Origin of the sequence: Shewanella glacialimarina (genome assembly GCF_020511155.1) — a bacterium.
GTDB lineage: Bacteria > Pseudomonadota > Gammaproteobacteria > Enterobacterales > Shewanellaceae > Shewanella > Shewanella glacialimarina.
Window position 1 is genome coordinate 354,502 of record NZ_CP041216.1, and the last position, 21,302, is coordinate 375,803.

Consider the following 21,302-nt stretch of genomic DNA (forward strand, 5'->3'; position numbering starts at 1 on the left):
ATGGCTTACAGCAAGATTAACCAGCCAAAAATTTCTGATGTGATCATGGAGCAACTTGAGCGCATGATCCTTGAGGGCAGTTTACAGCCTGGCCAGAAATTACCTCCTGAACGTGAACTTGCGGTCCAGTTTGAAGTGTCGCGCCCTTCATTGCGTGAAGCCATTCAAAAGCTTGAAGCAAAAGGTTTATTAATGCGCCGTCAAGGCGGTGGCACTTATGTTAAAGAACAACTCTGGCAAAGCCTTGCTGATCCTATTGTTGAGTTGATGCATAACGATTCTGAAAGCCAATACGATTTACTTGAATTTCGTCATGCCACCGAAGGCATGATGGCGTATTTTGCTGCTCTACGCGGCACTGACGCCGACATGAAAAATATTCAAAATAGTATTTTAGACGTGGAAAATGCTCCCAGTATTGAAGAGCAAGCGGATGCGATTGTGCGTTTTTATCGCGCCGTAGCCGAGGCGTCACACAATGTGGCAATGCTTCATTTAGTATTAAGTTTAACCCCTGTGCTGCATAAAAACGTGGCGCAAAATTTGGAACTTCTTAGTCGTCGTGAAGAAGCTTCCACCATGGCAAATGATCACCGCCGGGCGTTATTGGCGGCGATTGTGCGCCGAGACCCTGATGCGGCACGTGAAGCGTCGAATGAGCATTTAAGCTATATCGAAGAAGTCATGTTGTCAGTAAGAGAAGAAGATAGTCGGTTGCAGCGTAGCTTGCGCCGTTTAAAGAGCGGCGTATAGGTGAGTTAAACAAGACCAAAGCCTGTCGCTAACAAGATTTTTTATTATTAACATACACTAAACACTCTCAATGGTGTCTTAGGTATAACGTATAGGAAAAGACTGCAATGTCTGAACATATGCTAAATGATATTGACCCGCTAGAAACGAATGAGTGGTTGTCTGCTTTAGAATCAGTGGTTCGTGAAGAGGGCCTAGAGCGCGCTCAGTATTTACTCGAGAAAGTGCTAGATAAAGCCCGTTTAGACGGTGTCGCTATGGCAACGGGTATCAATACTAATTATATCAACACTATCCCTACGACCCAAGAGCCGGCGTATCCTGGTGATACCACAATTGAACGTCGAATTCGTTCGGTTATTCGTTGGAACGCCATTATGATCGTGTTGCGTGCATCGAAAAAAGATTTAGACCTTGGTGGCCACATGGCCTCTTTCCAGTCGGCTGCATCATTTTACGAAGTGTGTTTTAACCACTTTTTCCGTGCCCCGAACGAAGTCGATGGTGGTGATTTAGTTTATTACCAAGGTCATATCTCTCCTGGTATCTATTCTCGTGCGTTTGTTGAAGGCCGATTAACTGAAGAGCAGCTTGATAACTTCCGTCAAGAAGTCGGTGGTAAAGGTTTACCGTCATATCCGCATCCAAAGTTAATGCCTGAATTTTGGCAATTCCCTACCGTATCGATGGGTTTAGGGCCAATGTCGGCGATTTATCAAGCACGCTTTTTGAAGTATCTTGATGGTCGTGGTTTAAAGAATACTTCAGCTCAGCGTGTTTATGCCTTTTTAGGTGACGGTGAGATGGACGAGCCTGAATCTCGTGGTGCTATCTCTTTTGCCTCGCGTGAAAAACTTGATAATTTATGTTTCTTAATTAACTGTAACTTACAACGTCTAGACGGCCCTGTAATGGGTAACGGCAGTATTATTCAAGAGCTAGAAGGCTTGTTTAGAGGCGCTGGCTGGAACGTGGTTAAAGTGATTTGGGGCAATAACTGGGATTCGCTAATTGCAAAAGATACCAGTGGCAAACTACTTCAGTTGATGAACGAGACTGTTGATGGTGATTATCAGACCTTTAAGTCAAAAGATGGTGCTTACGTGCGTGAGCATTTCTTCGGTAAATATCCAGAAACTGCGGCCCTAGTATCTGACATGACAGATGCGCAAGTCTTTGCCCTTAAACGTGGTGGTCATGACTCTTCTAAGTTATATGCCGCGTTCAAAAATGCACAAGAAACCAAAGGCAAACCAACGGTTATTTTAGCCAAAACCGTAAAAGGTTATGGCATGGGTGAAGCTGCAGAAGGCAAGAACATTGCACACGGCGTGAAAAAGATGGACATGACGCACGTACTGCAATTACGTAACCGTCTTGGTATTGATGATTTATTAAGCGACGAGCAAGTATCAGAGCTGCCATACTTGAAACTTGAGCCTGGCTCAGCAGAATATGAATATTTGCATGCACGTCGTAAAGCCTTACATGGTTATACGCCGCAACGTTTGCCTAATTTCACCGAGAAATTATCGTTACCGACTGTAGAAGAGTTTGGCGCATTGCTCGTTGAGCAAAAGCGTGAAATTTCTACCACAATGTCTTTTGTTCGTGCCTTAAATACTTTACTTAAGCATGAAGGCATTGGTAAAAATATTGTGCCGATTATTGCAGATGAAGCACGTACTTTTGGTATGGAAGGTTTATTCCGCCAAGTGGGTATTTATAACCCACAAGGGCAAGCTTATACCCCTGAAGATCGCAGTGTAGTGTCTTATTATAAAGAAGCTACATCAGGCCAGGTATTGCAAGAAGGTATTAATGAGTTAGGTGCAATGTCTTCATGGGTTGCTGCGGCAACGTCATACAGCACTAACGATTTACCTATGATCCCATTTTATATCTACTATTCAATGTTTGGATTCCAACGCGTTGGTGACATGGCATGGATGGCGGGCGATCAACAAGCACGTGGTTTCCTATTAGGTGCTACAGCGGGCCGTACCACATTAAATGGTGAAGGTTTGCAGCATGAAGATGGTCACAGCCATGTTCAAGCCAGCACGATTCCAAACTGTATTTCTTATGACCCTACGTTTGCATACGAACTTGCCGTGATTTTGCAAGACGGTATTCGCCGCATGTATGGTGATCAAGAAAACGTGTTCTACTATTTAACCTTAATGAATGAAAACTACGCCATGCCAGCCATGCCAGCAGGCAGTGAGGAAGGTATTCGTAAAGGTATTTATAAACTTGAATCACATAAAGGTAGCAACAAAGTTCAATTAATGAGCTCTGGTACTATCATGAACGAAGTACGTAAAGCTGCGCAAATATTGAGCGAAGAATACGATGTTGGATCAGACGTGTTCTCTGTGACGTCGTTTAACGAATTAACGCGTCAAGGCCAAGATGCAGAACGTTATAACATGTTGCATCCTGACGCTGAGCCAAAACAAGCGTATATCACCACCATACTGGGTACTGAGCCTGCAATTGCAGCAACAGACTATATGAAAAACTACGCAGAACAAGTGCGTGCATTTATGCCTTCTGTATCATACAAAGTATTAGGTACTGATGGTTTTGGTCGTTCTGATAGCCGCGAAAACTTACGTCGTCACTTTGAGGTCAATGCTGGCTATGTGGTTGTGGCGGCATTAAGTGAACTGGTAAAACGTGGAGATATTGACAAGTCTGTAGTGGTTAAAGCCATTGCAAAGTTCAATATTGACGCTGACAAGACAAATCCGCTATACGCGTAAGAGGCAATAACATGACAATCGAAATTAGTGTACCTGACATAGGTGCAGATGAGGTTGAAGTAACTGAGATTCTTGTTAGCGTTGGCGACAAGGTTGAGTTAGAACAGTCACTGATCTCTGTTGAAGGCGATAAAGCTGCAATGGAAGTACCGGCATCTGCTGCGGGTGTGGTAAAAGAAATTAAAGTCAAAGTCGGTGATAAAGTCGCAACAGGCTCAGCCATTATGATATTTGAGTCGGACTCAGCTGCTGAAGTTAAATCTGCTCCAGCTGCTGCGCCTGCTCCTGCTGCGGAAGCTCCTTCAGCCGCAGCATTGAAAGAAGTGCATGTGCCTGATATTGGTGACGATGAAGTCGAAGTGACCGCTATTTTGGTTAAGCTTGGCGACAGTGTTGCTGAAGATCAATCTCTGCTGAGTGTGGAAGGCGATAAAGCAGCGATGGAAGTGCCTGCACCTTTTGCGGGTGTGCTTAAAGAAATTAAAGTGGCTGTGGGTGACAAGGTTTCTACCGGATCATTTGTAATGGTATTTGAGGTTGCAGGTTCTGCTGCACCATCTGCCACTACAGCCGCTCCAGCCCAAGTTGCCGCTCCTGCGGTTTCTTCTGCGCCATCGGTACAAGATATCCACGTACCTGATATTGGCGGTGACGAAGTTGAAGTCACCGAAATCATGGTAAAAGTGGGTGACACTGTTACTGAAGAGCAAGCACTTATTAGTGTTGAGGGTGATAAAGCAGCAATGGAAGTTCCTGCACCCTTTGCCGGTAAAGTGACCGCTATTACGATTAAGCAAGGCGACAAGGTATCAACGGGTTCGTTGATTATGACCTTTGAAGTTGCTGGCAGTGCACCTGTTACATCAGCACCTGTGGCGGCTCCAGTCGCCACCGCAGCACCTGCTGTTACTCAAGCGACCCCTGCTGCTGCGGCGAAAGAAGACTTTGTTGAAAACAATGCTTATGCACATGCATCACCTGTGATACGCCGTATGGCTCGTGAACTGGGTGTTAACCTAGCAAATGTTAAAGGCACTGGCCGTAAAAATCGCGTAATGAAGGACGATGTTCAAAATTATGTGAAAGCGGCGGTTAAACAAGTTGAGTCTGGCAGTGTGAAATCTGCTGCTGGTGGCGCAGGAGGTGAGTTAAACTTACTTGCATGGCCAAAAGTTGATTTTAGTAAGTTTGGCGAAACAGAAGTTAAGCCATTATCGCGGATTCAAAAAATATCTGGTGCAAACTTACATCGTAACTGGGTCAAAATTCCACATGTTACTCAGTGGGATGATGCCGATATTACTGAGCTTGAAGATTTCCGTAAGGCACAAAATGCCTTGGAAGCGAAAAAAGACTCAGGCATGAAGATCACGCCATTAGTGTTTATCATGAAAGCGGTTGCCAAAGCACTTGAAGCATTCCCGACCTTTAACTCTTCATTATCAGAAGATGGCGAAAGCTTAATTTTGAAGAAGTTTGTTAACATTGGTATTGCGGTTGATACGCCTAATGGACTCGTGGTGCCTGTGTTCAAAGATGTGAACAAAAAAGGTATTCATGAATTATCTGACGAGCTTAAAGAAGTGTCTAAAAAAGCCCGTGGCGGTAAGCTAACGGCTGCAGATATGCAAGGTGGTTGTTTTACTATCTCAAGTTTAGGTGGCATTGGTGGTACGGCGTTTACGCCTATTGTTAATGCGCCAGAGGTTGCCATTCTGGGTGTGTCTAAGTCAGACTTTAAGCCTGTTTGGAATGGCAAAGAGTTCGTACCTCGCTTAATGTTGCCGTTGTCATTGTCGTATGATCATCGAGTTATCGATGGTGCAGATGGTGCGCGATTTATTACTTATCTGAATAGCTGTTTATCAGATATTCGTACTTTAGTGTTGTAACTAATAGGCTGCTTGAATCATTAAGCAGCCTATTTTGTTAGTGAAATGTGTTGTCTTTAAATGGTTGAATCAGTAAAGACTTGATTACACAACGATGGGCACTTAGCCTAAGCCACTAAATTGAAGTAAAGATCGGATTAAACGATACTCTGTCATAGAACACAGAATTACTAAAACCTAGGATTGTGATTGTCATCCAAGAAAGTGTAAACTGCGGCCAGTTAACATGATGTGATCACAATGATTGTAAAGACGGTATTGCCGCCAACTCAAGCAAAAGAATAGAGGAAAACATGAGTAACGAAATTAAAACTCAGGTAGTTGTATTAGGTGCTGGCCCTGCAGGTTATTCTGCGGCTTTTCGCGCAGCAGATTTAGGTTTAGATACTATTATCGTTGAACGTTTCAACACCTTAGGTGGTGTGTGTTTAAACGTGGGTTGTATCCCATCTAAAGCATTATTACACGTAGCAAAAGTGATTGAAGAAGCCAAAATGGTTGCTGATCACGGCGTTGTTTTTGGTGAGCCAAAAATCGACTTAGACAAATTACGTAGCTTTAAAGAGAAAGTTATTGGCCAATTAACAGGCGGCTTAGGCGGAATGTCTAAAATGCGTAAAGTTGATGTGGTTAATGGCTTTGGTACATTTACTGGCCCAAATACCTTAGAAGTGAAAGCTGAAGACGGTAGCGTTAAAGTTGTGCAGTTTGAACACGCCATTATTGCTGCGGGTTCGCGCCCAATTAAATTGCCTTTCATTCCTCATGACGACCCACGTATTTGGGATTCGACTGACGCATTAGAATTGAAAGAAGTACCGGGTAAACTGCTTGTTATGGGCGGCGGTATTATTGGCCTAGAAATGGGTACGGTTTACGAGGCACTAGGCAGTGAAATTGATGTGGTTGAAATGTTCGACCAGGTCATTCCTGCTGCTGATAAAGACGTAATTCGCGTATTCACTAAGCAAATTAAGAAGAAGGTTAATCTAATTCTTGAAACCAAAGTGACTGCTGTTGAAGCAAAAGATGATGGTATCTATGTGACAATGGAAGGCAAAAAAGCCCCTACAGAACCAGTGCGTTATGATGCTGTGTTAGTGGCTATTGGCCGGGCACCAAATGGTAAGTCATTGGCTGCAGAAAAAGCCGGTGTTAATGTTGATGAGCGTGGATTTATCAATGTTGATAAACAACTGCGTACTAACGTGCCACACATATTTGCTATTGGTGATATTGTTGGTCAACCAATGTTAGCCCATAAAGGTGTGCATGAAGGTCATGTTGCTGCTGAAGTTATTTCTGGTCTTAAGCACTTCTTCGACCCGAAAGTTATTCCTTCAATAGCGTATACAAATCCTGAAGTCGCTTGGGTTGGTTTAACTGAGAAAGAAGCAAAAGAGCAAGGTATTGCTTATGAAACTGCGACTTTCCCTTGGGCTGCTAGTGGCCGTGCAATCGCTTCAGATTGCAGTGAAGGTATGACTAAGTTAATTTTCGACAAAGAGACTCATCGTGTTATCGGTGGTGCTGTTGTGGGAGCTAACGGCGGTGAATTACTCGGTGAAATCGGCCTAGCAATTGAAATGGGTTGTGATGCTGAAGATTTAGCATTAACGATTCACGCTCACCCAACCTTACATGAATCAGTGGGTCTTGCTGCTGAAATTTATGAAGGTTCAATTACTGACTTACCTAACCCAAAAGCGGTTAAAAAGAAGTAATTAACTGCATAAATAAATTATTTAAAGCACCCTAATGGGTGCTTTTTTTTGGTCTACACTTACTTCATAGTAGCATATTAATTCTAGCGTAAAATTTATGTTATTTATTATATGTTGCCCTTATTGGCTTTGAATTTAGTCTCCATTTGCACACTATTAAGCCACACATTCTGGCGTAATTGCACAATATGCGCTCAGCAATTTAAGTTGTTTGGCTTAATGTCTCTTGAAAAATAGCGCTATTGGCTTGTCTGTTTAAATGCTAACCTGTAAAAATACTTTTATACTTAGTTTAAGAGACTGCTAGAAGTGAAGCTAACACATTAACAGCAATGATTTAGTTGGTAAAAGTTATTGTTTAAATGGCTGTTTTAAATATTTTTCATTATTTGTAACTGTGACTGTGACTGTATATTGAAATTAGACGGTTTTTGATACCAGAATGGACTTCTAAATCAAATAGGATAAAAGTCAGTTCATTAGTTGTTTTATTTGAGATAAAACAACATTAGGTATTGGAGTATCTCACCTTAAATGTATCGCTTCTGCGCCTTTATAATAGTCGTTATGGTTATGCTGGGATCCGTTGCACCTGCTAAAGGGGCCGACTTCATTCAGCGTGTATTTAATGCTAAAGATGGTTTAGCTAATAGCACTATTAACGATATCAGTTTTGACCGTTATGGTTATGCTTGGCTTGCAACTGAACAAGGGCTTTATCGAGTTAGTAATAACTCAATTAGGCGCATTGATAAAGTCGGCACTGAGTCTGTTTTAGACGACGAGATGCTTTACCGAGTGGTTCCAGTTGCTGATGAGCATTTATTAATTACCTCTATTAGCACCCTGTACCTATACAGTATACGGGAACACAAATTCACCCAGCTATTTCAACCTACTGCGATGGGAGGGGATGAAGACAATACTAGCCTTGGCATAGTCTCGATAGTTGATAATCACGCGAATCAATTTGAATTACTGTCACATGACGGCCAACGTTACCTATTTGACATTGCCAGTATGAGTTTGATCCCTGACCCCAAAGGATCGCTATCTTCTACTATCCCTTGGGGGCATCAATTAGTCTTAAGCAACCAAGAGCGTATTTATACTTCCCCCCATAAAGCTGAACTGCACCTTTTAGATGGTAAAGTAATCGATTTAGGATGGAACAAAAAGCGTGGGTCAATTAAGGGGTTAATGCAAGACTCACATCAACAGATATGGCTATTTTCATCTAAAGGTTTGTTTAAAATAATCTTAAGCCAGCGCACCATAACTCCTATTATGGATAAGCCCTTTTATATTGAAAAAGTGGTTGAAGACAGCAAAGGCACACTTTGGCTTGGCAGTCGCAGTGGATTGATTTCATGGGATGTAAATACTAATGACTCGAAGAATTATCATCAGCCATTAAAAACATTTGCAGATATTGATTATATTCATGCCCTTGCAATTGATGAAAACGGTTTGATCTGGGTGGGTGGCTCAGGTGATGGTTTGGCTTTAGTGGCAACCGCCCCTGATTATATTGTTGATTATTTTTCTCAGTCTTCAGAATATCAACTCGATAACGAAATGATATGGTCTATTTTTCAACAAAATAATAAAGTTTGGTTAGGTACTGATGGTGGTTTAGAGGTGATTGATACGCTTTCTAAAGCTTCGACATTAGTTGTGCCCGATGGTTTTGAACCAAATGACAGCATTTATAACATTACTGATCTTGATGATGATCATATTGTGTTATCTACCACTAACGGTTTATTTGTTATTAACAAATATACCAATGCCTCCTCTGATTTTAGTCAATGGAGTGGTGGGCAATTATCCCTAAGAAAAAATGTGGTGATTACTAGTTATCGTGATCCTATATTAGATAGAATTTGGTTTTCGACGACTCAAGGCCTCTACTATTGGCAGTATGGAGGCATTGAGCTGCAGCAAGTGATGCTTGATGATCGTGAGTCACAGCAAGGAAGATTCTGGTTTAGTGCAATTATCAGAGATAACCATAATCGCTTATGGTTAGGGGGAGAGAAAAGTTTTGGTTACCTTGATGACGACTTAATATTTACGCCAATAAAAAATGCTTTTTCTCATTTAGATAAGCAACCGCAGATTACCCACCTTCTTCAGGTTAGTTCGGATACGCTATGGCTGGGGACATCGCAAAATGGTGTGTTTGAATATCATATTAACACTGGGGTAATTACTGACTTCGATGATAAGTTAAATATTGACTGTAATGTGGTGCTTTTTTTACAAGAAACCCCAGAGGACTTCTTAATTGGATGTTCTCGCTCTATTATAAAAATTAATAAACGGACACAAACTCACTCTTCATTTACTCACCATGATGGCTTTATCTCTGATGAGCTTAATGAATCAGCGGTGTTATATCAGCCTCAAATGGGGTTATATGTCGGCACGCCTGACGGCGCCATGTTAATTGACCCCAACAAATTAGCTAATCGAATTATTAATAATAATATTTTTCTTGAGTCAGTCTCGGTTTTTTATGATAAAAAAACCGATTTGTTTTTGCTACCTGAGCAATTAAAAACGGTAGAGCCAGGCGCAAGCTTAATTAGCTTTCAAATTTCAAATTTAGATTATCTTGATGACAGCCCAATAAGTTTACAATATCGCTTACTGAAAAATGGCAAAGCTTTGTCTAGCTTTGTGTTATTGGAAGGCCAATCTCAAATTAACATTTCAGGCTTAAACGCTGGCAAATATACCCTAGAACTGAACTATAAAAAACACAGTGTATGGTCGGCTCATCCATTTCAGTTTAGCTTTTTAGTAGATGAGTATTGGTGGCAATCTCAATACTTTAAAGGTGTACTAATTTTCAGCGTGCTCTTTTTTGCTTTTGTTTTATCCATATATCGTCAGCGCCAAGTCATGCGTTTTAAAAAGGTCAATCAAGCTTTAGTTGAAAGCGATGACAGGTTGTCTCAAGCCCTTCGTGGCAGTGATTCTGATCTATGGGAATGGCGCGATGATAACCAAATACTAACCTTAGATAATCGTGGTGGCATGTTAGGCGATAAGTTAAATATTTTGACAAAACTAGTCGATCTTCCTATTCATCCAGAGGATGTTGACCGCGTGACCCAAGCATGGCTTGAGTTGCTTAAGTCGACAGCAGATATGATAGATGTGGACTTTCGCTATCGTCATGAGTCACAGGACTGGCGATGGCTGAGAATAAAAGGACGGGCTATATCGTGGCAAGCTAAAAGCGGTCGACTAAAGCGTGCTGCTGGCATTTACTCCGATATTACCTCACAGCGCGAATTAGAAAGTGAAGTGAACCTATTGGCTGAGGCATTTGAGAATACCTCAGAAGGGATGTTAATTCTTGATGCTGATAAGCGTATCAAAATTAGTAATCTTGCCGCTAACCGAATTCTTGCTATGCGGGGTGAAGAGTTATTGGGTAACCAATTTTCCAACTTAGTGCTATCCAGTCAAGTCCCTTTAAATATCGATAAGCTGTTTAGCCGAGACACATTTTGGAGTGGCGAGCGTGATTTATTGCGTGCAGATAATAAGCCTTGTCCTGTGTGGTTAAATATCTCCAAAATGCTCAATTCTGTCGGCACTACCCAACATTATGTGGTGGTGTTTTCTGACATGACCGAGCGAAAACAGAGTGAACTTAAATTACAGCGATTAGCCAATAACGATCCACTTACAGGTTTAGCTAACCGAACTCAGTTTGTCGTATTACTTAATCAAGTCATTGAAGATGCGGTGCGAAGTGATGAAAAGTTAGCGCTTATGTTTTTAGATTTAGATCGCTTTAAATCGGTTAATGATTCTTTTGGTCATAGCATGGGGGATGCATTATTAATTGAGGCAGCAAACCGTTTGCAATCCTGTTTGAATTCGGAGCATCTGTTATGCCGTTTTGGCGGTGATGAGTTTGTTATTTTACTGCGCAATGCTGATGACATTGATCATATTAACCACCTTGCAAGTCTATTATTAGAGCAGATTGAAAAGCCATTTAAACTTTATGGACGTGAATTTTTTATTTCAACCAGTATAGGAATTAGTTGTTGGCCTGAAGATTGTCAAGATTCAGAAGTCTTGATAAAAAATGCTGACTTAGCCATGTATCACGCTAAAGAAGAGGGGCGTGGTAATTTTCAATATTATTCAGCTGAGCGTAATGCAGAAGCACTGTACCATTTACGCTTGGAGTCTGATTTGCGCAAGGCGATTGAGCGAGATGAGTTTGAGCTGCATTATCAGCCACAGATTGACATTCTACATAACGATCGCTTTATCGGCATGGAAGCATTAATTCGTTGGAAACATCCAACAGAGGGTTATATTCGACCCGATATTTTTATAAAAATAGCCGAATCTTGTGGATTAATTATCGACATTGATACATGGGTGCTTAAACAAGCCTGTCTTGATGGAGCCCGTTGGTATCAACATTATGAACACGACTTTAAGCTATCAGTAAACGTCTCTGCCGTGCAGTTTAGACAAAGTAGCTTTATTGACTCAGTTAAAAGTGCGTTAACTGAAACGGGGTTTCCAGCAAAAAACTTATGCCTTGAGATTACCGAAGGGGTGTTAATGAAAGAGATACATGTTGCGACTGAGCATTTATCTCAATTAAAAGCTTTGGGCATACAAGTGGCGATTGATGACTTTGGGACCGGATACTCATCACTGGCTTATTTAAGATCATTTGAGGTTAATACACTCAAAATTGACCGTTCCTTCTTAATTCAAATTGCTGAAAATCAAGCAGATCAAGCGATTGTATCCAGTATTATTGAGTTAGCACGTAATCTTAAATTACAAGTCGTAGCCGAAGGAATTGAAACTAAGGAGCAACTAGAGCAAGTATTTAGCCGTGGATGCTACATTATCCAGGGTTATTATTTTGCTAAGCCGATGCCAAGATCTGATTTGGACACTTTTCTTGGTATTGACACCAAAGAAAAACCCATCACTTTTCATAATTGAGTTAGGGGGAGTTGGTTAATCTTTGCTAGAATATGATTGTTTTTAATTGTCTTTGGGATTACTAAATTGGTCATTTTTCGGTCAATATTGCGTGTGAAATTTATTATTGGTTCAGTGATTGCACTGTTGTTTTTTGGTTCTGCGCATTCTGCAGTTGATAAACCGCCAACATTTAAAGAACGACCCACCATTGGCTTAGTGCTTAGTGGCGGCGGTGCTAAAGGCGCTGCCCATATTGGTGTGTTACAAGTGTTAGAGGCCAACAATATCCCTGTGGATTACGTGGCTGGCACCAGTATTGGTGCTTATATTGCTGGTATGTATGCTTTAGGTTTTAGTGCCGATGAAATCGAAACTATCATGTTGGAAGGTGCATGGGATACAGGCTATTCAGACACTATTCCCAGAGAAGACTTATCATATCGAAACAAGCAATTAAGAGATAAATACAATATTCCACTTAGCGTGGGATTTAATAGAGGAGAGATCACTACACCTTCAGGGCTGTTGCAAGGTCAAACAATGTCGCAACTATTGCGCCACTCAACGGACTTGGTTGAGCAGTTTGGTGATTTTGATGATCTGGCCATTCCTTTTCGCGCAGTTGCTACCAATTTAGCCACCAGTGAAGCCGTGGTCATAAGTCATGGGAGTATTTCCAAAGCGATGCAAGCTTCTGCAACCGTGCCTGGTGCGTTGCAGCCTGCCAGTATCGATGGAATGTTATTGGTCGATGGTGGCATTGCTAACAATATGCCTATTGATGTAGTTCAAGGCATGGGGGCTGATATCATTATTGCGGTTGATATAGGCTCACCTTTAACTCAACAAAGCCAGTTAAATAGTACCATTGCCGTACTTGAGCAATTATCCACTATCTTGACTCAAGCTAGCACAGCGCGTCAAAAGCAACTGCTAAAAGAAAACGATATTCTAATCAGACCTTGGATTGATAACCTCAGCACCACAGACTTTTCAATCATGCCCCAAGCATTAGTGATTGGAGAGCAGGCTGCACAGCTGAAATATGACCAACTGATTAAGTTGTCTATTTCTGATGAAGAGTACCAAGCCTATGTTGATGCGAAACAACAAAAACGTTTACGCTGGAACAACCCAATTAAACAACCGATTTATCAAATTGTGTTAAATAATGAATCTAAAGTGAATGATAAATTAATACACGATAGTCTGCAGATAAAGCCGGGGCAGGTCATTACCAAAGAAGAATTAGAAGCAGCGGTTAAACGTGTTTACTCATTAAACAGATTTGAAAGTGTTGATATTGAATTTAATGATACTGAACTAGGACGTATTCTGACGGTAAAATCTAAAGCGAAATCTTGGGGACCTAATTATTTTGATGCTGGTTTTAATTGGGAAGACGATTTCACATTAGACTCGGCAGTGACATTAAACTTAGCTTTTGCGATGACAGATTTAACTGACAATGGTGGTGAGTGGCGCAATGAATTGGAACTTGGCTTTCAAAAGCGGGTTGCGACTGAGTTTTATCAACCACTGGATAGAGACCAAGACACCTATACGATTGCTCGGTATCAGTACGAAATGAAAAGCTGGGATTTATATGATGAAAATGAATTGATATATCAGCTAGATAATAACGTATCAACTTTTACAACGGGTATAGGATACAACTACTCTTCTGATGGGATTATCGAGTTAGGTCTGATCGGTGAATTAGGTACAATTACCAACAATGCTGTGTTCACTGGCAAGTTTGATTATGAAACCTATGGCGCTTATATCAAAACGGCTTATGATACCTTAAACAGTATTAGCTTCCCGACAGAAGGTAACCGGTTTACTTTAGCTGGCTACTTTAGAAATGAAAGCTATATGTCTTCAAGCTTTGCTGACGCGAGCGATAGAACCTGGCAAATTGACGCGGATTGGAAAGGAGCGCTTAATTTAGGTCACCATGCAATCGTAGGAAAGATGGCTTTGTCGACGGTTGAAAGTGACGGTGATTTTTCAATCCACTTGAGCAATTTAGGAGGATTTTTAAATCTATCAGGTTTTCATAAAAGTGCTTTGGCCGGAGCACATAAAGTCTTTGGCGCTGTGATCTATCAGTACGATTTAGGCCGGGATGTATTAATTACTGATATGCCATTATATTTAGGCACCAGTTTCGAAGCGGGGAACGTTTGGTATTTGCGTGAGGATGTTGATATTAACGATCTTATTTTTTCAGGCAGTCTATATTTAGGGACAGATACGTCCTGGGGGCCTGCAGCATTAGGCTTTGGTTACAATGATAACGGTGACAGAGCATTCTATTTATTTATTGGGAAGAACTTCTAAACTCATTATTCAATCAAGGCTGCATTAGCTGCCTTGATTGTTTGGGTGAGAAACACCTATCGATAATGTTGTTTAAGTATGTCGATGATGGCGTGAGCATCAGGCACTTGATGATGACCAATAATCCATTTAGCTTGTGTTGCCAACTGTGGCGCAGGAATAGCAATCGTTTGCATAGAAGCGGCTCTAGCGGCAACTAAGCCATTAAATGAATCCTCTATTGCTAGGCAGTTTTCTGCATCAATGTTCAGCGCTGAAGCACAATTCAAATATACTTCAGGATGGGGTTTTCCTCTGGCTAAAAACTCTGCTGAGGTGATGGCTTCAAAATAATGCCGAATACCAAGCTTATCTAGCACAGCATCAATGATAAGGCTTGGGGAAGAGGTTGCTAGGCCTATTTTTAGCCCTTGCTGCTGACAAAAGCTAAGAGTGTCAATAATGCCGTCCATTACTTGACCCTGTTGGCGGATAATATTGACAACTTCTTCTACGATAGCATTAGCCGTTTTGGCATTATCATAGTTGTCCCAAGGGTAGCGTTGGTACCAATAACGCACCACTTGATCGATGCGAAACCCGGTGGTACTTTCGACATCTTCTAAGGTTAGCGATAATCCGAGCGCGTTCAAAATAGCTATTTCAGCTTGTTGCCATGCGGGTTCGGAATCGATAAGTACACCATCCATGTCAAAAATAATCGCTTTGATATCCACATTTGCCATAAAAAACTCAATATTGGTCAGAAAGGACCATTAGCGTAACGTTTTCCCTAAATGAGTTCATTAAAAATACAAATTATTGAAAATATTTATTTTTAAGGCGTGAGATTGTTTACAGATGATTTTAATCAACAGATATATTTTAAAGTATTGAATTTTATGTTTTTTATTGTAATTTCAAACTATTGTCTAATTTTATTTGTTTAAATCAGGCTTTACATTATCTGTAGTACCAAAAAATCCCGTAGATTTCATCTTAGTAACAGTGTGAGCAGATTCATACTTTTTTAAAGCTGTAGTATACTGGGGACCGGATTTCAAGCCCTAACCTGTGGAATTTCAGCGTGACTAAAACTGACGTTGAGTTTCGCCGTAAGGCGTCAAACAAAGAGGAATGTTGCCGTGCTAGAAGCATATCGTAAACACGTCGCAGAGCGTGCCGCAGAGGGTATTGTCCCTAAGCCATTAGATGCACAACAAGTGGCTGAATTAGTAAAATTAGTTGAGACACCGCCAGCTGGTGAAGAGGCTGTCATTCTCGATTTATTAGAAAACCGTATTCCACCAGGTGTTGATGAAGCTGCCTATGTGAAAGCGGCATTCTTAGATGCTGTGGCAAAAGGCACTGTAAAATCACCAATATTATCTGCTGAACGTGCCGTAGAGTTACTTGGTACTATGCAAGGTGGTTACAACATTGAGCCGTTAATCGCTCAATTAGATAACCCAGCATTAGCGCCATTATCAGTTAAAGCATTATCAAACACCTTATTAATGTTTGATTCTTACCACGACGTGGTAGAAAAAATGCAAGCAGGTAATGCATCAGCAAAACAAGTTGTTGAAGCTTGGGCAAACGCAGAGTGGTTCTTAAACCGTCCTAAACTTGCTGATAAAGTGACTTTAACCGTATTTAAAGTGGCGGGTGAAACCAACACTGATGACTTGTCACCAGCACCCGATGCATGGTCACGTCCTGATATCCCATTACATGCATTAGCCATGTTGAAAAACGCCCGTGACGGTATCGTACCTGATGTGTCTGGCGAAGTGGGTCCAATTAAAGAAATCGAAGCGCTTAAAACCAAAGGTCATCCACTTGTTTATGTGGGCGACGTTGTTGGTACCGGCTCTTCGCGTAAATCAGCAACTAACTCAGTGTTATGGTTCATGGGCGATGATATCCCTTATGTACCAAACAAGCGTGCTGGTGGTTTCTGTTTAGGTAACAAAATCGCACCAATTTTCTTCAACACTATGGAAGATGCAGGCGCGTTACCGATTGAACTAAACGTTGATAAAATGGAAATGGGCGATGTTATCGACATTTATCCATACACTGGCGAAGTTAAGCGCGGTGGTACTGATGAAGTTATCTCTACGTTTGAGCTAAAAACAGACGTATTGTTAGACGAAGTTCGCGCTGGTGGCCGTATTCCATTAATCATTGGCCGTGGCTTAACAGACCGTGCACGTGAAACCTTAGGGTTAACAGCATCTGACGTATTCGTACGCCCACAAGATGTTGTTGTCACTAATAAGGGCTTTACCCTTGCACAGAAAATGGTCGGTAAAGCGTGTGGCGTAAAAGGTATTCGTCCTGGTCAATACTGCGAACCTAAAATGACGTCTGTGGGCTCACAAGACACAACAGGTCCTATGACTCGTGATGAGTTAAAAGACTTAGCTTGTTTAGGTTTTAGCGCTGATTTAACCATGCAGTCATTCTGTCACACAGCGGCTTATCCAAAGCCAGTTGACGTTGACACTCACCATACGTTACCTGATTTCATCATGAACCGTGGTGGTGTATCACTTCGTCCAGGTGACGGGGTTATTCACTCATGGTTAAACCGTATGTTACTTCCAGATACCGTAGGTACTGGTGGTGATTCACATACGCGTTTTCCAATTGGTATTTCATTCCCAGCAGGTTCTGGTCTAGTAGCATTTGCTGCAGCAACGGGTGTTATGCCTCTTGATATGCCAGAGTCAATTTTGGTTCGCTTTAAAGGTGAAATGCAACCAGGCATCACATTACGTGATCTTGTCCATGCCATTCCGCTTAAAGCGATTGAACTTGGCTTATTGACCGTTGAGAAAAAGGGCAAAATCAATGCTTTCTCTGGTCTTGTATTAGAAATCGAAGGTCTTGAGCACTTAAAAGTAGAGCAAGCATTTGAATTATCTGATGCATCGGCTGAACGTAGTGCTGCTGGCTGTACCATCAAGCTAGGTAAAGAGCCTATCATTGAGTATCTTAACTCTAACATCGTGATGTTAAAGTGGATGATCAGCGAAGGTTATGGCGATCGTCGTACTATTGAGCGCCGTATTACAGCGATGCAAGATTGGTTAGCAAACCCTGAGTTAATGGAAGCTGATAAAGATGCAGAATATGCTGAAATTATCGAAATTGACTTAAACGACATCAAAGAGCCAATCCTTTGTGCGCCAAACGATCCTGATGATGCAGTATTATTATCAAGCGTGGCACAAACTAAGATTGACGAAGTGTTTGTTGGTTCTTGTATGACTAACATAGGTCACTTCCGTGCGACCGGTAAGATGTTAGAAAAGTTTGCTACAACACTGCCAACACGTTTGTGGATTGCACCGCCAACTAAGATGGACCGCGATCAATTAACCGAAGAAGGTTATTACTCAATCTTCGGCCGTGTTGGTGCTCGCATCGAAATCCCTGGTTGTTCTCTATGTATGGGTAACCAAGCACGTGTTGCAGAAGGTGCTACTGTAGTATCAACTTCTACGCGTAACTTCCCTAACCGTTTAGGTACTGGCGCAAACGTATACTTAGCATCTGCTGAGTTAGCAGCAGTTGCCGCGTTATTGGGTCGCCTACCTTCAGTTGAAGAGTATCAAACTTACGCTAAAGAATTAGATGCAACGGCAGCTGATACTTACCGTTATTTGAACTTCGATCAAATCGACTCTTATACTAAGAAAGCCGGCAGCGTGATTATCCAATCAGCGGTTTAAGCTTGAACTAGTTAATCGTTGAATTAAAAATGCCAGCAGAAATGCTGGCATTTTTGTTTGTGATGCTAAATGTTTCAGTTATGGAGTGGACTTATAGTTTTGGAAATATAATTGAAGGTTATACTGATTAATATTAAGGCTTATTTTCAATGTTTAAGGCAAATTTCGTAAGTTTATCACTAAAGTGAACTGCAATTTTTTGGACTATTTTTAAGTAATTATTGTCCTTGCTTATTTCGGCATACAAGTTAATTTTTAATGATGATGGATGGATTAGTTTTGAGCAAAGCTTATAAATGCTAGATAATCATTTAGATAACCATACTTATCTGCTAGGGGTTTTATTTGAAATGGGCCTTTCGATTCATACTTGCTTTCTTCGTGGGCTTTGTCCTTAAGTTGCTGCATATTTTCTAGTATAGAAGTATCAAGTCCATTAGATTGAAATAAAGAAACGAAGCCTTTGTTAATGTCTGTAGAATCTTTGTGTGACTGCCCAATCCAGTTGCTTAATGCTATTTCATCTTCAGAAATATGCCGTAAAATTAAGTATAGTTCGAATATATTTCGTGTATGTAGACTGGATGAGGTTAAATCGTCAATTTTGTTGATCAGATCATCAATTTCTATAGCAGAAGCTTTCAATATTGCATAAAAAGCTTGGTTGAAAATAGTGTGCTCATAGGACTCGATTTCATTTGCTAAGGTATTTATCTTATTTAAGCATAAATTTAAATTATCTGAATTAGTCAATTGATCTCTTTAAAATGTAGAATACTGTAGTGAATAATAATTATAGTGCATTATTTTTTATATTAAGTGGAAAATAATTTTGTATCTATTATCAGATCTGATCGAGCTAGTAAGTAACCCTACTGAGAATTAACATTAAAGCCTCTCCAAACGATTTTTTGATTACATTTATATAAGTCCAGAACTTGAATCTAACTAATTGCCTGTCGCAGGTTTATGTGCAGATAATCCAACGAGACGCCGGCTGTTGATTTATAAAGAAGCATCCATGTGGGCTTGACCAAAACCAATAACATCCTTGTTAAACTGCCAGTTCGGCATCCATGCCTCTCGCTCAAAACGTTTCACACCATGAAACTTCGCCTTGGTTTTGGATACTCGCTGGCTCATCTGCACCTGAAATTTTTGTTTCTTCGATTTGGCATTGTTGGTGGCTACATTTAAAAGCAAAAGCAAAAGGCTGGATTCCCGATAAGAGATCTCGGGAATGACGGTTTGAACATTACTTCAAGTGAGGGTAAATCGAAGAGATAGAATATCAGGCGCAAGCGCGGCTGTGACCGTCGATGGCAGGGATGCCATCGTTGAGCTTACATGGACGTACTTGCAGCGTGTCACAGAAGTGCTTGCGCTAAAGCCTGCGGCAGGCAATTGATTACAGTAATGGTACTGTATAAATTTAACGATCAAATAGCAAAACTGCCATGAAATTAATTATCTCTATTTAGATATTCACAGAATAACGCCACACCTGAAATTTTTATCTCCTCTATTTGACATTGTTGGTTGCTACACTTAAAAGCAAAAGGCTGGATTCCCGATAAAAGATCTCGGGAATAACGGTTTGAACATTACTTCAAGTGAGGGTAAATCGAAGAGATAGAATATCTGGTGCAAGCGCGGCTGTGGCCGTCGATGGCAGGGCGAATTTTCATGGTATGAAACGCTATGGGCGAGAGTCATGGATGCCGAACTGGCAGTTACACAAGGATGTTGTTTAAAATCGTTGAGCTTACAGGGACTTATTCTATATAAAGAGTGCAGCGTGACACAGAAGTGCTTGCGCCAAAGCCTGCAGCAGGCAATTGATTACAGTAATGGTACTGTATAAATTTAACGATTAAATAACTAAATCAGCATTAGGATCCGGTTCTCGCATCCTTTGCCACCAGGTTGCATTGGCCTCTATTTGTCCTTGCTGATCAATTTTCGGATAAGGGATATTTTTACGTCGACAGGCTTTTGCATAAACTGGGTGGCCTTGCTCGAACAACATTTTCTGACAATAAGCCTCATCTAAATGACGAGTGCCATACATGCCTGCTTGTTCACGTTGGCGTTGTGCTTCATACATGATCAATGCAGAAGCGACCGATACATTGAGCGATTGCACCATACCAAGCATAGGGATAATGATATGTTGGTTAGCAATCGCTAGCCCTTCATCACTGACACCGTCACGCTCGTTGCCCATGATGATCACCGTTGGTTTGGTGTAGTCTATTTCGCGAAAGTCGACGGCGGTGTCAGAAAAGTTGGTAGCCAGCACTTGCATGCCCTGAGCAGTAAACTGAGAAGCCGCTTGGCTCATGTTGTCATACACTATGGTTTTTACCCATTGCTGACTCCCAGAGGCTGTATTGCCTGATACTCGCATTTGAACGTCAGGCCATACAGCATGAACTTGATGTATACCCACGGCATCTGCGGTGCGAATAACCGCAGCAATGTTTTGGGTTTTATGGACAGTATCTAAACATAAAGTGAGATCAACCTGGCGGTTATCTAGCATTTGATTAATACGGGCGAAACGTTCAGGGCTCATAATAAATATTCGGTAAAATTTTAGCTAACAACAAGTAAACAAAAGGGCGCATAAGCGCCCTCTATACTGAGTAATATTGGACGTTAATGACAGAGCTTATAGCTCCATAATGCCGTCCATTTCAACCAATGAGCCTTTTGGTAGCTCTTTTACCCCAATAGCAGCACGTGCTGGGTAAGGCTGTTGGAAGTAGCGACTCATAATGTCATTCACTGTGGCAAAGTGTGACAAGTCAGTTAAGAAGATATTTAACTTCACTATGTCTGACATTTTTCCGCCAGCAGCGTCACACACCGCGGTTAAGTTTTCAAATACTTGCACAACCTGTGCAGAAAACTCATCGCTTACCATGGTCATGGTTTTAGGGTCTAACGGAATTTGACCAGATAGATAAACAGTAGTGCCGACCTTTACAGCCTGAGAATAAGTGCCAATCGCCTGCGGTGCTTTGTCAGTAGCAATGATAATTTTTTCAGCCATCTTGTGCTCTCTTGTTGTTTATTATCGGTAAATTCAGTTATATAATGTATCTACTT

The 21,302-nt window shown here is 41.2% G+C and carries 12 protein-coding genes; 7 read left to right on the forward strand and 5 right to left on the reverse strand.

Annotated elements, in window-relative coordinates; genetic code table 11:
• The 6 genes from pdhR (at nt 1) to FJ709_RS01520 (ending at nt 14,466) form a co-directional block, all read left to right on the forward strand.
• The gene (pdhR, locus tag FJ709_RS01495) at nt 1–753 is read left to right on the forward strand and encodes a pyruvate dehydrogenase complex transcriptional repressor PdhR (protein ID WP_226412775.1); all 753 of its coding nucleotides are present in this window, start codon (nt 1–3) and stop codon (nt 751–753) included.
• A 107-nt stretch (nt 754–860) separates the two neighbouring features.
• Complete coding sequence (gene aceE / locus FJ709_RS01500) at nt 861–3,521, forward strand: pyruvate dehydrogenase (acetyl-transferring), homodimeric type (RefSeq protein ID WP_226412777.1); 2,661 nt, start codon at nt 861–863, stop codon at nt 3,519–3,521.
• Between the two features lie 11 nt (nt 3,522–3,532).
• The gene (gene aceF, locus FJ709_RS01505; protein WP_226412779.1) at nt 3,533–5,413 is read left to right on the forward strand and encodes a pyruvate dehydrogenase complex dihydrolipoyllysine-residue acetyltransferase; all 1,881 of its coding nucleotides are present in this window, start codon (nt 3,533–3,535) and stop codon (nt 5,411–5,413) included.
• 293 nt (nt 5,414–5,706) lie between these two features.
• On the forward strand, nt 5,707–7,137 hold the full coding sequence (gene lpdA / locus FJ709_RS01510; protein WP_226412781.1) for a dihydrolipoyl dehydrogenase: 1,431 nt from the start codon (nt 5,707–5,709) through the stop codon (nt 7,135–7,137).
• Nucleotides 7,138–7,704: 567 nt separating this feature from the next.
• Nucleotides 7,705–12,138, forward strand: a complete 4,434-nt coding sequence (locus FJ709_RS01515; RefSeq protein WP_404829993.1) for an EAL domain-containing protein — start codon at nt 7,705–7,707, stop codon at nt 12,136–12,138.
• A 117-nt stretch (nt 12,139–12,255) separates the two neighbouring features.
• Nucleotides 12,256–14,466 (forward strand): patatin-like phospholipase family protein, encoded by a 2,211-nt coding sequence (locus tag FJ709_RS01520; RefSeq protein ID WP_404830032.1) that lies wholly within the window; start codon nt 12,256–12,258, stop codon nt 14,464–14,466.
• Between the two features lie 56 nt (nt 14,467–14,522).
• Here the strand turns inward: FJ709_RS01520 and hxpB are convergent, their stop codons facing one another.
• Complete coding sequence (gene hxpB, locus FJ709_RS01525) at nt 14,523–15,191, reverse strand: hexitol phosphatase HxpB (RefSeq protein WP_226412785.1); 669 nt, start codon at nt 15,189–15,191, stop codon at nt 14,523–14,525.
• A 399-nt stretch (nt 15,192–15,590) separates the two neighbouring features.
• Between hxpB and acnB the strand changes: the two genes are divergently transcribed.
• The gene (gene acnB / locus FJ709_RS01530; RefSeq protein ID WP_226412787.1) at nt 15,591–18,188 is read left to right on the forward strand and encodes a bifunctional aconitate hydratase 2/2-methylisocitrate dehydratase; all 2,598 of its coding nucleotides are present in this window, start codon (nt 15,591–15,593) and stop codon (nt 18,186–18,188) included.
• A gap of 273 nt (nt 18,189–18,461) precedes the next feature.
• On the opposite strand, the gene FJ709_RS01535 is transcribed toward acnB, so the two are convergent.
• The 4 genes from FJ709_RS01535 to FJ709_RS01550 form a co-directional block, all read right to left on the reverse strand.
• Nucleotides 18,462–18,941, reverse strand: coding sequence for a hypothetical protein (locus FJ709_RS01535; RefSeq protein ID WP_226412789.1), 480 nt, complete (start codon nt 18,939–18,941; stop codon nt 18,462–18,464).
• Nucleotides 18,942–19,193: 252 nt separating this feature from the next.
• On the reverse strand, nt 19,194–19,397 hold the full coding sequence (locus FJ709_RS01540; protein ID WP_226412791.1) for a hypothetical protein: 204 nt from the start codon (nt 19,395–19,397) through the stop codon (nt 19,194–19,196).
• Between the two features lie 664 nt (nt 19,398–20,061).
• Entirely contained in the window at nt 20,062–20,766 is a 705-nt protein-coding gene (gene trmH / locus FJ709_RS01545; RefSeq protein ID WP_226412793.1) for a tRNA (guanosine(18)-2'-O)-methyltransferase TrmH, read from the reverse strand.
• A gap of 96 nt (nt 20,767–20,862) precedes the next feature.
• A complete protein-coding gene (locus tag FJ709_RS01550) occupies nt 20,863–21,246 on the reverse strand; it encodes a RidA family protein (RefSeq protein WP_226412795.1) in 384 nt (127 codons plus the stop codon).
• Between the last annotated feature and the right edge of the window lie 56 nt (nt 21,247–21,302).

Bases quoted from the DNA above. Each gene is read 5' to 3' on its own strand.
- trmH (WP_226412793.1), bottom strand. From the start codon at position 20,766: ATGAGCCCTGAACGTTTCGCCCGTATTAATCAAATGCTAGATAACCGC.
- aceE (WP_226412777.1), top strand. From the start codon at position 861: ATGTCTGAACATATGCTAAATGATATTGACCCGCTAGAAACGAATGAG.
- FJ709_RS01515 (WP_404829993.1), top strand. From the start codon at position 7,705: ATGGTTATGCTGGGATCCGTTGCACCTGCTAAAGGGGCCGACTTCATT.
- aceF (WP_226412779.1), top strand. From the start codon at position 3,533: ATGACAATCGAAATTAGTGTACCTGACATAGGTGCAGATGAGGTTGAA.
- hxpB (WP_226412785.1), bottom strand. From the start codon at position 15,191: ATGGCAAATGTGGATATCAAAGCGATTATTTTTGACATGGATGGTGTA.
- lpdA (WP_226412781.1), top strand. From the start codon at position 5,707: ATGAGTAACGAAATTAAAACTCAGGTAGTTGTATTAGGTGCTGGCCCT.
- FJ709_RS01550 (WP_226412795.1), bottom strand. From the start codon at position 21,246: ATGGCTGAAAAAATTATCATTGCTACTGACAAAGCACCGCAGGCGATT.
- pdhR (WP_226412775.1), top strand. From the start codon at position 1: ATGGCTTACAGCAAGATTAACCAGCCAAAAATTTCTGATGTGATCATG.